This is a genomic window from Kitasatospora putterlickiae (assembly GCF_039527695.1).
GTDB classification, from domain to species: Bacteria; Actinomycetota; Actinomycetes; order Streptomycetales; family Streptomycetaceae; genus Kitasatospora; species Kitasatospora putterlickiae.
The window spans coordinates 38,328-48,794 of the sequence record NZ_BAAAKJ010000132.1 but is presented as its reverse complement, the minus strand read 5'-3'; the positions used below and the strand labels follow the sequence as shown (position 1 = coordinate 48,794).

The window sequence follows — 10,467 nt, the reverse complement described above, 5'->3', positions numbered from 1 at the left end:
CCGGCTGTCCGGCGTCCACGACAGCCGCCGCCTGACGTCGCCTGCCCCCCAAGCGGCCCCGTGCGGCGCCCACCCCCGGCCACCCCCGTCTGGCTCCGGCGGTCCACGGCCACCCACCCGCCGTTGCCTCCCCCGCGCGGCGCCCGCCCCCGCCGCCCCCGCCCGCCCTCCGACGGACCCACCCCGTGTTAGCGTGCGACGGCGTGGCCGGGGGCCTTGGGCGGGGCCCTGGGCGCGATTCGAGGGGGCGGGGCGCGATGAGCGACGAGGGCATCGCCGACCAGCCCGTCCACCAGCCGGGCGACCCGACGCCCGTGACCGACCCCGTCCACGGCCCGTTGTGCGGCTGCCTCCACGCGATCGGCGAGTTCCTGGGGGACCTCGTCCTCGAAGTGGTCGGCGGCACGCTGCTCGCGCTGCTGACCACCGCCTCCCTGGCCGGCGCCTTCGTCCTCGCCGAGCTGGCCCACCGTCAGAGTCCCGCCCTCGCCTACGCCCTCGGCGCAGCCGCCGTCCTGGTGACCGCCCTCGGCGTGCGGCAGCTGCGCCGCCCCAGGGAGCGGCGCGGCCGCCTCGGCCGGATCCTCGCCGCCGTCACCGCGGGCCTCGGCGTCTGGCTGCTGCTCTGCGTCTTCTACGCCTCGCTGCGCGAAGCGCTCGACCTGGCGTCCTTCTGAGCGATCCGCCGCTCCAGGTGGGCCCGCGCCTGCGGCCACTCCTCGGCGGTGATCGAGAACATCGCCGAGTCCCGCAGCCGCCCGGCCTCGCCGGGGGCCCAGGACGGCGACCAGTTGCGCAGCACGCCCTCGAAGGTGGCGCCGACGGCGGCCAGCGCGGCGCGCGAGCGGGCGTTGCGGGCGTCGGTCTTGAGGTCGACCCGGGCGACCCGCCACTGTTCGAAGGCGTGCCGGAACAGCAGGTACTTCGCCTCGGTGTTCACCCCGGTGCCCTGGGCGGAGGCGGCCAGCCAGGTCCAGCCGATCTCGACCGCGGCGAGGCCCTCGCCGGACGGCCAGGGGCGCGGGTCCCAGTACGAGGTGACGCCGACGGCCCGCCCGGTGACCCGGTCCACCTGGGCGTACGCCGCGAGCCGCCCGGCCTCGGCGCGCGCGGCGTGGGCGTCGAAGTAGCCGGTGATCTCCCCGGCGCGCGGCACCTCGGTGAAGCCGTACGAGTCGCGTTCCTCCTCGGCGGCCGCCGCGAGGTCGGCGAGGTGGCGGCGGCCGAGCGGTTCCAGGCGGACCAGCGAGCCCTCCAGCGGCGGGGCGTCGAGCGGGAAGGGCATCAGGTCTCCAAAGGGGCGGCTGGCACGCCGGAGGCGTCGGTCGCAACGATGACGCGCGCAACTGTGGCGCTCCCCGGACCGGTTGGTCAACGAATTTTCCGTCGCCGGGTCAGCGCGTGTGCAGCTCAAGCCCGCTCGCGCCCGGCCGTTCCAGCTCCTCCCGCAGCCGCATGTCCCGCCCGTAGTCGCCGCCGTCCAGCCGCCGGAACGGCACCGGCGGCTCCGTGAACAGCCCGTCCAGCCGCCGCCCGTACGCCTCCGCGACGGCCTCGAACCCCTCCTCCGGCAGGCCGGCCGCCCCGTACGCGGCGAACGGTTCGAGCGCCGCCATCCCGGTGAACCAGAACACGCCGTGCTGCAGCGGGAACAGCAGGTCCGCGAGCGGCCCGTGGACGCCCCGGTCCGAGAACGCCGACTCGCGCGCGCCGGCGCTCACCGCCAGCAGCCCGCGCTTGCCGCCGAGCGCGCCCTCGCTGTACGGCGGCGGGACGGCCGGGCCGTGCGCGAACTCGAAGGTGAGCACCCGGTCGATCCAGCCCTTGAGGATCGCCGGCACCGAGAACCACCACAGCGGGAACTGGAACACCACGGCGTCCGCCCAGCGCAGCTTCTCCTGCTCGGCCGCGAGTTCCGCCGCGAGCCGTCCGGCGCGGGTGGCCTCGCCCTGGGCGGCGAGCACCTCCAGGCGGGCGTCGGCCGGGTGCTCGGGGAAGTCGTCGGTGCCGAGGGCGGCCTGCCACTTCATCGCGTACAGGTCGGAGACCCGCACCTGGTGGCCGGCGGAGCGCAGCCGCTCGACGGCGAAGTCGGCCAGCGCGGCGGTGAGGGAGCGCGGTTCGGGGTGGGCGGTGACGATCAGGACGCGCCGGGGGCGCTCGTCGGACGGCTGCTGCGGTGCTGCGGGGCTGGTCATGACGCCAGCCTCGTCCGCGCCGCGCGCCGCAGCCAGGTCCCTGTGTTTCCGGCGGACTCCCGGTCCTGGTACCGCGAGGGCCACCCATACTGGAGCGCATGGACACCGCTGCCGCCGCCCGCCCCGCCGAAGAGGCCGCCACCCGCTCCGTGGACCCCCGGCGCGCCCTCGGGGAGTTCCTGCGCGCCCGGCGCGGCCGGATCGCCCCGGAGCGGGTGGGCCTGGCGGGCGGGGGCCGGCGGCGGGTGCGCGGGCTGCGCCGCGAGGAGTTGGCGCAGCTGGCGGGCATCAGCGTCGACTACTACGTCCGCCTGGAGCAGGGCCGCTCCACCCAGCCGTCCGAGGAGGTGCTGGACGCGCTGGCCCGCACCCTGGGCCTGGACCAGGCGGAGCGCCGCCACCTGAACACGCTGGCCTGCGGCCGCCGGATGCCGGTGCCCACGCCCCGGGTGGGGCCGGTGCTGCACCGGATGCTCGACGCGCTGGGCACGGCGCTGCCGGCCTTCGTCACCGACCACCGCCTCGACGTGGTGGCCTGGAACCCGCTGGGCGCGGAACTCCTCGGCGGCGCCGGGGACCCGGCCCGCCGTGACCGCAACCAGGCCCGCTTCCTCTTCCTGGACGAGGCCGCCCGCACCGTCCACCCCGAGTGGGCGGCCCGCGCCGCCGAGGCGGTCGGCCAGCTGCGGGTGGCGTCCGGCACCTGGCCGGAGGACGCCGAGCTGATCGCGCTGATCGCCGAACTCTCGTCCGCCAGCGTGGAGTTCCGCCGGATCTGGGACTCCGGGGAGGTGGTGATGTGCACGGCGGGCCGCAAGCGCCTGCACCACCCGCTGACCGGCGTCCTCACCCTGGACTTCGACGCCCTGCACGTCCCGGCCGCCCCCGGCGAAACGGGTCTGGTGCTGCACGTCTTCTCCCCGGGCGAGGACGCCGCGGCGGCCACCGCCCTCGCCCGCCTCGCGGGGGCCTGACGACGGACGGGAGGCGTGGCCGCGGGATCCCCGCCGACTGGCCGCCCGCCCTCACCCCGGCCGACGAACCGGCCTGACCCGCACCGGGGCACCCGCGTTCGCGCGGGTGCCCCCCCTGCCCCTCCTCACGCCCCCCTCGACGCCCTCCGCCGGTCCCGCGTGCGCGGTGCGTGAGCCCCGTGGGGCAGGATCGGTGGGGTCGGATCGGATCGGGCGGGTGCGGAGGAGGCACGGGGTGCGGCGGCACGGGGTGGGAGCGGTGGTGGCGGTGGCCGTGGTGGCGATGGTCGGCTGCGGCGGCCCGCAGCCGAAGCAGGAGGAGCTGATCGCCGTCCGCCTGGACGGCGGCCGGATCGTCGTCCGCACCGGCATGTGCCACGACGAGCGCCTGCACGCCGTCCGGGTCAAGGTCTTCCCCGGCACCGACAAGCTGGAGGTCCGCCCGCGCGAGGGCCGCTCCTCCGCGGACGCGCTGGAGACCGTCGACCTCGGCGCCGTCCCGCCCGGCTGGACGTCCGTCGGTCGACTCCCCGGCGGCGTCAGCGCCGACAAGCGCTACACCGTCGAGGTGGCCCGCGACCGCGCGCTCACCGTCACCGTCCCCGGCGACGTGCTGCTCACCCTGCCCGCCGGCAAGTGGGCGGCCGGCGGCTGGGACTGGGACTACAAGCTCCTGACCACCAAGGAGTTCGACAAGCGTCGCAAGGCCTCCTGCCAGGACGGCACCTGAGCCGACCCCGGCTGACCTGCGAGGATGGACGCCGGGCCCGCCACCCCGGCGGCCGGCGTCGACGATGGGGAGCGGTGGGAGTGGCACAGCGAGGAAGCGGCCTGGTCGAGCGGATGGAACGGCACCAAGTGGCCGTCTACCTCGCCGCGATGGCCGTCGGCGGCCTGCTGGGCGGGCTGGCCCCGGGCGCCGGCCCCGGCCTGGAGCAGGCCGTCAACCCCGTGCTCGGCGCGCTGCTGTTCGTCACCTTCCTCCAGGTGCCCGCCGCCGAACTGCTGCGCTCGCTGCGCGGCACCCGCTTCCTGGCCGCCGCGCTGACGGTGAACTTCGCCGTCGTCCCGCTCGTGGTGGCCGCCATGTTCGCCTTCCTGCCGGACGACCAGGCCGTCCGCGTCGGGGCGCTGCTGGTACTGCTCTGCCCGTGCGTGGACTACGTGATCGTCTTCTCCGGCCTGGCCGGCGGCTCCAACCGCCGCCTGCTCGCCGCCACCCCGCTGCTGCTGGTGGCGCAGATGCTGCTGCTCCCGGTGTTCCTCTACCTGTTCCTGGGCCCGGAGCTGTCCGACGTCGTCGAGGCCGGGCCGTTCGTGCGCGCGTTCCTCACCCTGATCGCCGCCCCGCTCGCCCTCGCCTGGCTGCTCCAGGCCTGGGCGGCCCGCCGTCCGGCCGGTCGGCGCGCCGCCGACGCCGCGACCACCACGATGGTGCCGCTGATGGCGGCCACCCTGCTGACCGTGGTCGCCTCCCAGGTCCCCAAGCTCGGCGACAGCCTCTCCGACGTCGCGGGCGTCGTCCCCTTCTACGTGCTGTTCCTGGCGGTGATGGCGTTCGCGGGGAAGGCCGTCGCCCGCCTCTTCCGCCTCGGCACCGGCGCCGCCCGGGCGATCGTCTTCACCGGCGCGACCCGCAACTCCCTGGTCGTCCTCCCGCTCGCCCTCGCCCTGCCGGACACCCTCGCGGTGGCGGCCTCCGTCGTGGTCGCCCAGACCCTCGTCGAGGTCCTCGGCATGGTCGCCTACGTCCGCCTCGTCCCCCGTCTCGTCCCGTAGGGTGTGGGACCGTGATGGTCGGGTCGCGGGCCGGGTTCGGTCTGGAGTTCCACGTCGAGCGGGACGCGAGCCTGCTGTGCGTCGACGTCTTCGTCGGCGGGCTCCACGTCAACACCTGGGACAACGCGTTCTACCCGCCGCTGCTGGTCAAGAAGCTCAAGGACGAGCTGGCCCGCTTCCGCGCACCGGCCGCGCCGCCGGAGGGGTTCACCTCACCGTTCGAGTCCTTCCTCCTCGCCGAGAGCTGGATGTACGACGACGAGCGTTGCCGGGCGGAACTCCCGCGCTGCGCCTTCCTGGAGTGGGGCGAGTGCACCGACGAGGTGACGGCGTTCGCGTTCCCCGACGGCGACCGGGTTCACCTCGCCTGCCGGGTGCGGGACGGCGGCGGCGTAGCCTGGGGCACCGAGCCCCGGCAGGAGCCCACGGTGGTCACGGTGAACCGGGCGGACCTCGTCGGGACGCTGGAGCACGCCCTCGCCGTCGCCGAACGCGAGTGGTCCGCCCGGCGTTCGTGCTGAAGGTGACCGACGACATCCCGGCGCCACTACCAGGAGGCCGGGTCCTCGCCTAGCGTGCAGGCATGACCGAGCGACGCGCCATTCTCAGCGGTTCGACCTTCGAGGAGCGGATCGGCTACGCCCGCGCCGTCGTGGACGGCGACCGCGTCCACGTCTCCGGCACGACCGGCTACGACTACACCACCATGACCATCTCCGACGACGTGGTCGAGCAGGCCGAACAGTGCCTGCGCAACATCGGCGCGGCGTTGGAGGAGGCCGGCTGCACGTTCGCCGACGTCGTCCGGGTGCGCTACCTGCTGCCGGAGCGCGAGGACTTCGAGCCCTGCTGGCCGGTGCTGCGCGGTGCCTTCGGGGACGTCCGCCCGGCGGCCACGATGATGGTGTGCGGGCTGGCGGACCCGGCGATGCGGATCGAGATCGAGGTCGACGCCCGCCGCCGGGGGCAGTGACGGAAGGTCGACCGGGCATCCCGACCTGGCCGGACGGCCGTTACTCGCCGGTAGGTGGTGACGTGCCGTCGAGGAGCCGGAAACGATCAAGGAAGGGCCGGTAACGGCCGGACACCGAGGTCGGGAGGCCAGTGATGGGGATGAAGAGGTTCGGGAGGGCCGTCGCGTCGTCGGCCGTGGTCGCGGCCACGCTGGCGGGCACCGCCGTCGCCGCGACGGGCACCGCCCAGGCCGCGCGGGTGGACAGCGTGGTGAACTACATGTGCAAGAAGCCGGCCGTCACGGCCGAGCCCTGGATCGGCTGGTCCGGCACCACGTTCCTCTGCGGCGGCGGGTACGGCTTCAGCGTCCCCATGTACCACTTCGACGACGGCACCTACCAGTCGTTCTTCGTCGGCCCGGACCACGCGATCTGGACCACCTGGATGGACCCGCGGACCGGCAAGAGCCCTGTCGTCTCGCTGGGCGGCGCGGTCACGTCCGACGCCGTCATCAGCGACCACGACGGCGGCTACCTGCAGCTGAAGGTGCGCGGCACGGACGGCAAGAGCTGGTACAAGGAGCGCGACGAGCGCGGGAACTGGAGCAACTGGCACCGCTAGTCGCCACACCCGAGTGTGACCGGGCGTCACCGGAAGGGTCGTGAAATTTTCCGGCCCGGGCGGATGTTGATCACGGCATGACTCAAGGAGCACCACCCCGGCCGCTGTCCGACGAAGCCCTGTCCGAGCTGCTCGCCCGGCAGCAGTTCGGCACGCTCGCCACCGTCAAGCGCAGTGGGCACCCGCACCTGACCACCATGCTGTACAGCTGGGACCCGCAGGACCGCATCGTGCGCCTGTCGACCACGGCCGACCGCGTCAAGGTCGCGCACCTGCGGCGCGACCCGCACGCGGCGCTGCACGTGCGGGGGGACGACGTCTGGTCGTTCGCCGTGGCGGAGGGTGAGGCCGAGGCCTCCGAGCCCACGGCCGTGCCGGGTGACGCGGTGGGCCGGGAACTGCTCGGGATGGTCCCGGAGGTCGCGAGGCCGGAGGACGAGGACGCGTTCCTGGCGCAGCTGGTGGCGGAGCGGCGGGTGGTCGTCCGGCTGAAGGTGGAGCGGCTGTACGGCACGGCGCTCGACATCGCCGGCTAGGACGGCGCGGCCGGGCCGCCCGGTGCGCGTGGGAAGTCGGTCCGGCCGACTTCCCACGCGCACCGGAACCTACAGGTCGACCTTCTCGAAGGTGAACACGGTGGGGGATCCCGTGTCGTCGCCGGGGACGGGGAGGGTCTCGATCGGTCCGTGCTTGCCCGGCTCCGGGACCAGCCACACCGAACCGAGCGAGGACCGCACCTGGTACGTCCCCGCGGCCTGGTCGACGGCGGCGAGTTCCCACTCCTCCGCGTCCTGCTGCTGGATGAGGAGGGCGACCACCGGCCCGGCGGGCATGTTGTTCTCGACGGCCGTCGGGGCGCCCTTGGCGTACAGCTTGTAGCGGCCGTTGGGCAGCACCTCGACGACCCAGAGGGCGTCCGGGTCGTCCGTCTTGTTGAAGACCGCCTTGGGCGAGAGGTCCAGCGTCTCGTACAGGGCGCGGCCGACCAGGTCCTCGCCGTTGCGGATCGTGTAGAGACCGGAGTCCAAACTCATCGGATGTGTCCGTCCTTCTCGCGGCGGGTTCTACTTCTCGACGGCGATGTCGGCGAAGCTGATGGCGAAGGCGTCGGGGTCGTCGTCCTCGTCCAGGTGGTAGGTGGCGCTGGCCCAGGCGTCGGTGAGGCGGATGCGGCGGGCGGCGGGGTCGCCGGGGTCGCCCGCGATGAGGACGACGTCCTGGTGGGTGGCGGTGTTCTCGACCGCCTCCACCCACTGCGTGGTGGCCTCGTTGCGCGCGTCGCCACGGGTGAGCACCACGCTGCCCCAGAGGGGGATGGGGGCCTTGTAGTCGCCGGTGAGGTAGGTGTCGAGGTCGACCGCCGTGTTGACGAGGTCGAGTTGGGCGACGGAGTCGAGTGCTTCGGTCCGGTCGTCGCCGAGGTCGAGGTGGTACGTGGTCATGTCCCGGTCTCCTGGTGGCGTGGGCGGGGTCAGTACAGCTCGGGGGAGGTGCGGACGGGCATCCGGACCTTGAGGACCTTGCCGTCGCTCAGGAAGAAGATGACCCGGGCGTTGTCGCCGGGGGTGATCAGGTGGGTGGGCTTCTCGAACAGGAGGTGGTGCTTGCCCGGGACGAAGGCGAAGCCGCCCTTGGCGGAGAGGGTGACCGTGTCGACCTTGACCAGCTTCGAGCTCTCGCTGTCGACGACGGTCTCGTAGATCGTGACGCGCTGGTAGTCGGGGCTCCTGACCTTGGTGATGTCGAGGCGCTGGTCCGAGGCGTTGTCCAGCGTGAGGTAGCCGGCGGCCGGAAGCGCGTTCGGCAGCCAGCGGACCCAGGCGGACTTGTCACGGACCGTGATGTCGGTGGAGACCGGCGTCTTCATCGGTATGACTCCTCGTCAAGGGATCGCCCATCGACCCTGTTCGCTCACCACATCGCGTGCGGGAGCGGTCGGGCAAGGATCGCCTGGGAACGTCATCCGATCGAGTGAAGCGGCCGGCGGAGTGGGAAGTCGGCGGGGCCGACTTCCCGTGCGGCGGTCAGGGGTTGGGGGTTTGGGGGGTCGCGGTCGCCGTGGCGGCCGGGGTTGGGCGGTGGAGGTCGTGGTGGTGCTGGAGGACGGGGTAGATCCAGGCGACCAGCGCGAGGAGCAGGGCGAACGGGAGGACGGTGTAGGCCGCGGCGGCGGCCGGGCTGTGCTGGGCGGGGTGCGGGTTCTGGTCAGGCAGCGACATCGTCGGTGGGGGAGGGGTCGTCGGAGGGGGACTTGAACTCGGCCATGGGGAGGTCGAGTTCGGCCCAGACCGTCTTGGCGCCGGGTTCCCGGGGAAGGGTGCCCCAGCGGTCGGCGAGCGCGTCGACGAGGGTGAGCCCGCGCCCCGACTGGGAGTCCGGCGGGCAGGCGGCCGTGGGGATGACGGGCCGGCGGTCGCCCCGGCAGTCCGAGACCTCGATCCGGAGCACGGTGGTGCACGCCCGGCGCGCGGTGGTGAGCGAGAGGTGCAGCTCGAACCCGCGCCCCGGCATGCGCCCGTGCGTGGACGCGTTCGCGGCCAGCTCCGCGACGATGATCAACGCGTGGTGAAAAGCCTCCGGCCAAAGGGAGTTGAGGGCCCAGGAGGTGAACTGCTGTCTGGCCACCCGCCGGCCGGTGGCGGCTCCCTTGGGGGTGGCGGTGAGGAGCGCGGTGTGGGCGCGCGGCTCCGGGTCGTCGAGGGGAATTTCGGACTTCATGGGGAAAAGCCTGCCCCCCCGGGCTTAGGCTGACCGCACATCTGGTGGGCACGGTGAGTGCCTGTGTGTGTGCGGAAAGTGTCGAGTGACGGCGGTCGGCCGTTACCGGGAAAAGGGGAGGTCGTCATGACGGAAATCAAGGGAACCGGCGGAGACAGCGGCGACGTGGCGCGGCCGCAGCTCGACGAGGACCTGTCGGAGGTGTCGGACTTCCTGCGGGCGGTCGGCAAGCAGATCAAGCTGCTGCGCGAGCGGGCGGGGCTGACGCAGAAGGAGTTCGCCAAGCAGGTCGGCTACACCGAGAGCCTGATCGGCGCGGTCGAGCAGGGGAAGCGGACCCCGCAGCGGGAGCTGCTGGAGGCGGCGGAGCGGATCCTGGACGCGGGTGGGCTGCTGCTCGTCATCGCGGACGACATCGAGCAGGCGAAGGCCAAGGCCCGTGTGCGGCACCCCGAGTGGTTCCGCGGCTACGCGGGGCTGGAGGGGATCGCCGAGGAGCTCCACTGTGTCAGCCTGTACGGTGTCCCGGGACTCCTGCAGACCGAGGACCACGCGCGTGCTGTCTTCTCCATGCGTCAGCCGATCCTCCCTGAGGAGGTCATCGAGACGCGAGTTGCGGCCCGCATGGCGCGGCAGGAGATCCTGACGAAGTGGCCCCGCGCGGTGTTCAGCTGGGTGATCGACGAGAGCGTGCTCCGTCGACCGTTGGGTGGCTGGGGCGTTCACGAGGCACAGCTGCGTCACCTGCTGAAGATTGGGAGCACCCGAGGCATGGTGATTCAGGTGCTCGCGTCGGACCGCACAGAGCACGCCGGTGTGGATGGCCCGTTCATCCTGATCACCCCGAAGAACCGCCCGCAGATGGCCTATATCGAGGTGCAGACAAGCAGTAGGCTGATCACGGATCAGGAGGAAGTTCGTATCATGAACGCGCGGTACGGCACCCTCAGGGCCCAGGCGTGCACTCCGCAGGAGTCCCTGTCGTTGATCGAGAAGATTCTGGGAGAGCGATGAGCAGCGATCTGGTGTGGTTCAAGAGCAGCTACAGCGGCGCCGAAGGCGGCGAGTGCGTCGAGGTCGCGGAGGCGACGTCGGCTGTGCTCGTCCGTGACTCCAAGGACAAGTCGGGTCCCCACCTCACCTTCTCGCCGGCGGCCTGGGAGGCCTTCGTCGAGTTTGCGCAGTCGGTCTGACGCCCAGTCTCCCCGCTCGGCACCTGGCGG

The 10,467-nt window shown here is 73.0% G+C and carries 17 protein-coding genes; 10 read left to right on the top strand and 7 right to left on the bottom strand.

The window, feature by feature from the left end; translation table 11 throughout:
• The first annotated feature begins 257 nt into the window (after positions 1-257).
• A complete protein-coding gene (locus ABD308_RS14250; RefSeq protein ID WP_344333489.1) occupies positions 258-677 on the top strand; it encodes a hypothetical protein in 420 nt (139 codons plus the stop codon).
• On the opposite strand, the gene ABD308_RS14245 is transcribed toward ABD308_RS14250, so the two are convergent.
• Together ABD308_RS14245 and ABD308_RS14240 are read right to left on the bottom strand one after the other, a co-directional pair.
• Entirely contained in the window at positions 635-1,285 is a 651-nt protein-coding gene (locus tag ABD308_RS14245; RefSeq protein WP_344333487.1) for a GNAT family N-acetyltransferase, read from the bottom strand. The two genes, ABD308_RS14250 and ABD308_RS14245, sit on opposite strands and share 43 nt — an antisense overlap.
• A 109-nt stretch (positions 1,286-1,394) precedes the next feature.
• Positions 1,395-2,198: an NAD(P)H-dependent oxidoreductase gene (locus ABD308_RS14240; protein ID WP_344333486.1), complete on the bottom strand. Its 804-nt coding sequence runs from the start codon at positions 2,196-2,198 to the stop codon at positions 1,395-1,397.
• 98 nt (positions 2,199-2,296) lie between these two features.
• Here ABD308_RS14240 and ABD308_RS14235 point away from each other — a divergent pair, with 98 nt between their 5' ends.
• From ABD308_RS14235 to ABD308_RS14205, 7 genes are all read left to right on the top strand, one after another.
• A complete protein-coding gene (locus ABD308_RS14235; protein WP_344333485.1) occupies positions 2,297-3,172 on the top strand; it encodes a helix-turn-helix transcriptional regulator in 876 nt (291 codons plus the stop codon).
• 235 nt (positions 3,173-3,407) lie between these two features.
• Positions 3,408-3,902 (top strand): hypothetical protein, encoded by a 495-nt coding sequence (locus ABD308_RS14230; protein WP_344333484.1) that lies wholly within the window; start codon positions 3,408-3,410, stop codon positions 3,900-3,902.
• An 80-nt stretch (positions 3,903-3,982) separates the two neighbouring features.
• Positions 3,983-4,951, top strand: a complete 969-nt coding sequence (locus ABD308_RS14225; protein ID WP_344333482.1) for a bile acid:sodium symporter — start codon at positions 3,983-3,985, stop codon at positions 4,949-4,951.
• Between the two features lie 14 nt (positions 4,952-4,965).
• Positions 4,966-5,472: a hypothetical protein gene (locus ABD308_RS14220; RefSeq protein WP_344333480.1), complete on the top strand. Its 507-nt coding sequence runs from the start codon at positions 4,966-4,968 to the stop codon at positions 5,470-5,472.
• 62 nt (positions 5,473-5,534) lie between these two features.
• Entirely contained in the window at positions 5,535-5,924 is a 390-nt protein-coding gene (locus tag ABD308_RS14215; RefSeq protein ID WP_344333478.1) for a RidA family protein, read from the top strand.
• A 134-nt stretch (positions 5,925-6,058) separates the two neighbouring features.
• Positions 6,059-6,526: a DUF8189 domain-containing protein gene (locus ABD308_RS14210; protein ID WP_344333477.1), complete on the top strand. Its 468-nt coding sequence runs from the start codon at positions 6,059-6,061 to the stop codon at positions 6,524-6,526.
• Positions 6,527-6,603: 77 nt separating this feature from the next.
• Entirely contained in the window at positions 6,604-7,062 is a 459-nt protein-coding gene (locus ABD308_RS14205; RefSeq protein ID WP_344333474.1) for a TIGR03618 family F420-dependent PPOX class oxidoreductase, read from the top strand.
• 69 nt (positions 7,063-7,131) lie between these two features.
• Here the strand turns inward: ABD308_RS14205 and ABD308_RS14200 are convergent, their stop codons facing one another.
• The 5 genes from ABD308_RS14200 to ABD308_RS14180 all read right to left on the bottom strand — a co-directional run bounded on the left by ABD308_RS14200 (position 7,132) and on the right by ABD308_RS14180 (position 9,244).
• Positions 7,132-7,560 (bottom strand): I66 family serine proteinase inhibitor, encoded by a 429-nt coding sequence (locus tag ABD308_RS14200; protein WP_344333470.1) that lies wholly within the window; start codon positions 7,558-7,560, stop codon positions 7,132-7,134.
• 30 nt (positions 7,561-7,590) lie between these two features.
• On the bottom strand, positions 7,591-7,968 hold the full coding sequence (locus tag ABD308_RS14195; RefSeq protein ID WP_344333467.1) for a hypothetical protein: 378 nt from the start codon (positions 7,966-7,968) through the stop codon (positions 7,591-7,593).
• Between the two features lie 29 nt (positions 7,969-7,997).
• The gene (locus ABD308_RS14190) at positions 7,998-8,393 is read right to left on the bottom strand and encodes a copper chaperone PCu(A)C (RefSeq protein WP_344333462.1); all 396 of its coding nucleotides are present in this window, start codon (positions 8,391-8,393) and stop codon (positions 7,998-8,000) included.
• Between the two features lie 157 nt (positions 8,394-8,550).
• Positions 8,551-8,745 carry a hypothetical protein gene (locus ABD308_RS14185; RefSeq protein WP_344333458.1) on the bottom strand — a complete coding sequence of 65 codons (195 nt, stop codon included), beginning with the start codon at positions 8,743-8,745 and terminating at the stop codon, positions 8,551-8,553.
• On the bottom strand, positions 8,732-9,244 hold the full coding sequence (locus ABD308_RS14180; RefSeq protein ID WP_344333455.1) for an ATP-binding protein: 513 nt from the start codon (positions 9,242-9,244) through the stop codon (positions 8,732-8,734). The genes ABD308_RS14185 and ABD308_RS14180 overlap by 14 nt, the downstream gene beginning before the upstream one ends.
• Positions 9,245-9,370: 126 nt before the next feature.
• On the opposite strand from ABD308_RS14180, the gene ABD308_RS14175 reads away from it, so the two are divergent.
• Both ABD308_RS14175 and ABD308_RS14170 read left to right on the top strand, forming a co-directional pair.
• Positions 9,371-10,258: a helix-turn-helix domain-containing protein gene (locus ABD308_RS14175; protein ID WP_344333451.1), complete on the top strand. Its 888-nt coding sequence runs from the start codon at positions 9,371-9,373 to the stop codon at positions 10,256-10,258.
• Positions 10,255-10,437, top strand: a complete 183-nt coding sequence (locus tag ABD308_RS14170) for a DUF397 domain-containing protein (RefSeq protein ID WP_344333447.1) — start codon at positions 10,255-10,257, stop codon at positions 10,435-10,437. The genes ABD308_RS14175 and ABD308_RS14170 overlap by 4 nt, the downstream gene beginning before the upstream one ends.
• Positions 10,438-10,467: the final 30 nt, after the last annotated feature.

Excerpts from the sequence above, each read along its gene's own strand:
- ABD308_RS14250 (WP_344333489.1), top strand. The coding sequence starts at position 258 with ATGAGCGACGAGGGCATCGCCGACCAGCCCGTCCACCAGCCGGGCGAC.
- ABD308_RS14245 (WP_344333487.1), bottom strand. The coding sequence starts at position 1,285 with ATGCCCTTCCCGCTCGACGCCCCGCCGCTGGAGGGCTCGCTGGTCCGC.
- ABD308_RS14240 (WP_344333486.1), bottom strand. The coding sequence starts at position 2,198 with ATGACCAGCCCCGCAGCACCGCAGCAGCCGTCCGACGAGCGCCCCCGG.
- ABD308_RS14235 (WP_344333485.1), top strand. The coding sequence starts at position 2,297 with ATGGACACCGCTGCCGCCGCCCGCCCCGCCGAAGAGGCCGCCACCCGC.
- ABD308_RS14220 (WP_344333480.1), top strand. The coding sequence starts at position 4,966 with ATGGTCGGGTCGCGGGCCGGGTTCGGTCTGGAGTTCCACGTCGAGCGG.
- ABD308_RS14215 (WP_344333478.1), top strand. The coding sequence starts at position 5,535 with ATGACCGAGCGACGCGCCATTCTCAGCGGTTCGACCTTCGAGGAGCGG.
- ABD308_RS14210 (WP_344333477.1), top strand. The coding sequence starts at position 6,059 with ATGGGGATGAAGAGGTTCGGGAGGGCCGTCGCGTCGTCGGCCGTGGTC.
- ABD308_RS14205 (WP_344333474.1), top strand. The coding sequence starts at position 6,604 with ATGACTCAAGGAGCACCACCCCGGCCGCTGTCCGACGAAGCCCTGTCC.
- ABD308_RS14200 (WP_344333470.1), bottom strand. The coding sequence starts at position 7,560 with ATGAGTTTGGACTCCGGTCTCTACACGATCCGCAACGGCGAGGACCTG.
- ABD308_RS14195 (WP_344333467.1), bottom strand. The coding sequence starts at position 7,968 with ATGACCACGTACCACCTCGACCTCGGCGACGACCGGACCGAAGCACTC.
- ABD308_RS14190 (WP_344333462.1), bottom strand. The coding sequence starts at position 8,393 with ATGAAGACGCCGGTCTCCACCGACATCACGGTCCGTGACAAGTCCGCC.
- ABD308_RS14185 (WP_344333458.1), bottom strand. The coding sequence starts at position 8,745 with ATGTCGCTGCCTGACCAGAACCCGCACCCCGCCCAGCACAGCCCGGCC.
- ABD308_RS14180 (WP_344333455.1), bottom strand. The coding sequence starts at position 9,244 with ATGAAGTCCGAAATTCCCCTCGACGACCCGGAGCCGCGCGCCCACACC.
- ABD308_RS14175 (WP_344333451.1), top strand. The coding sequence starts at position 9,371 with ATGACGGAAATCAAGGGAACCGGCGGAGACAGCGGCGACGTGGCGCGG.
- ABD308_RS14170 (WP_344333447.1), top strand. The coding sequence starts at position 10,255 with ATGAGCAGCGATCTGGTGTGGTTCAAGAGCAGCTACAGCGGCGCCGAA.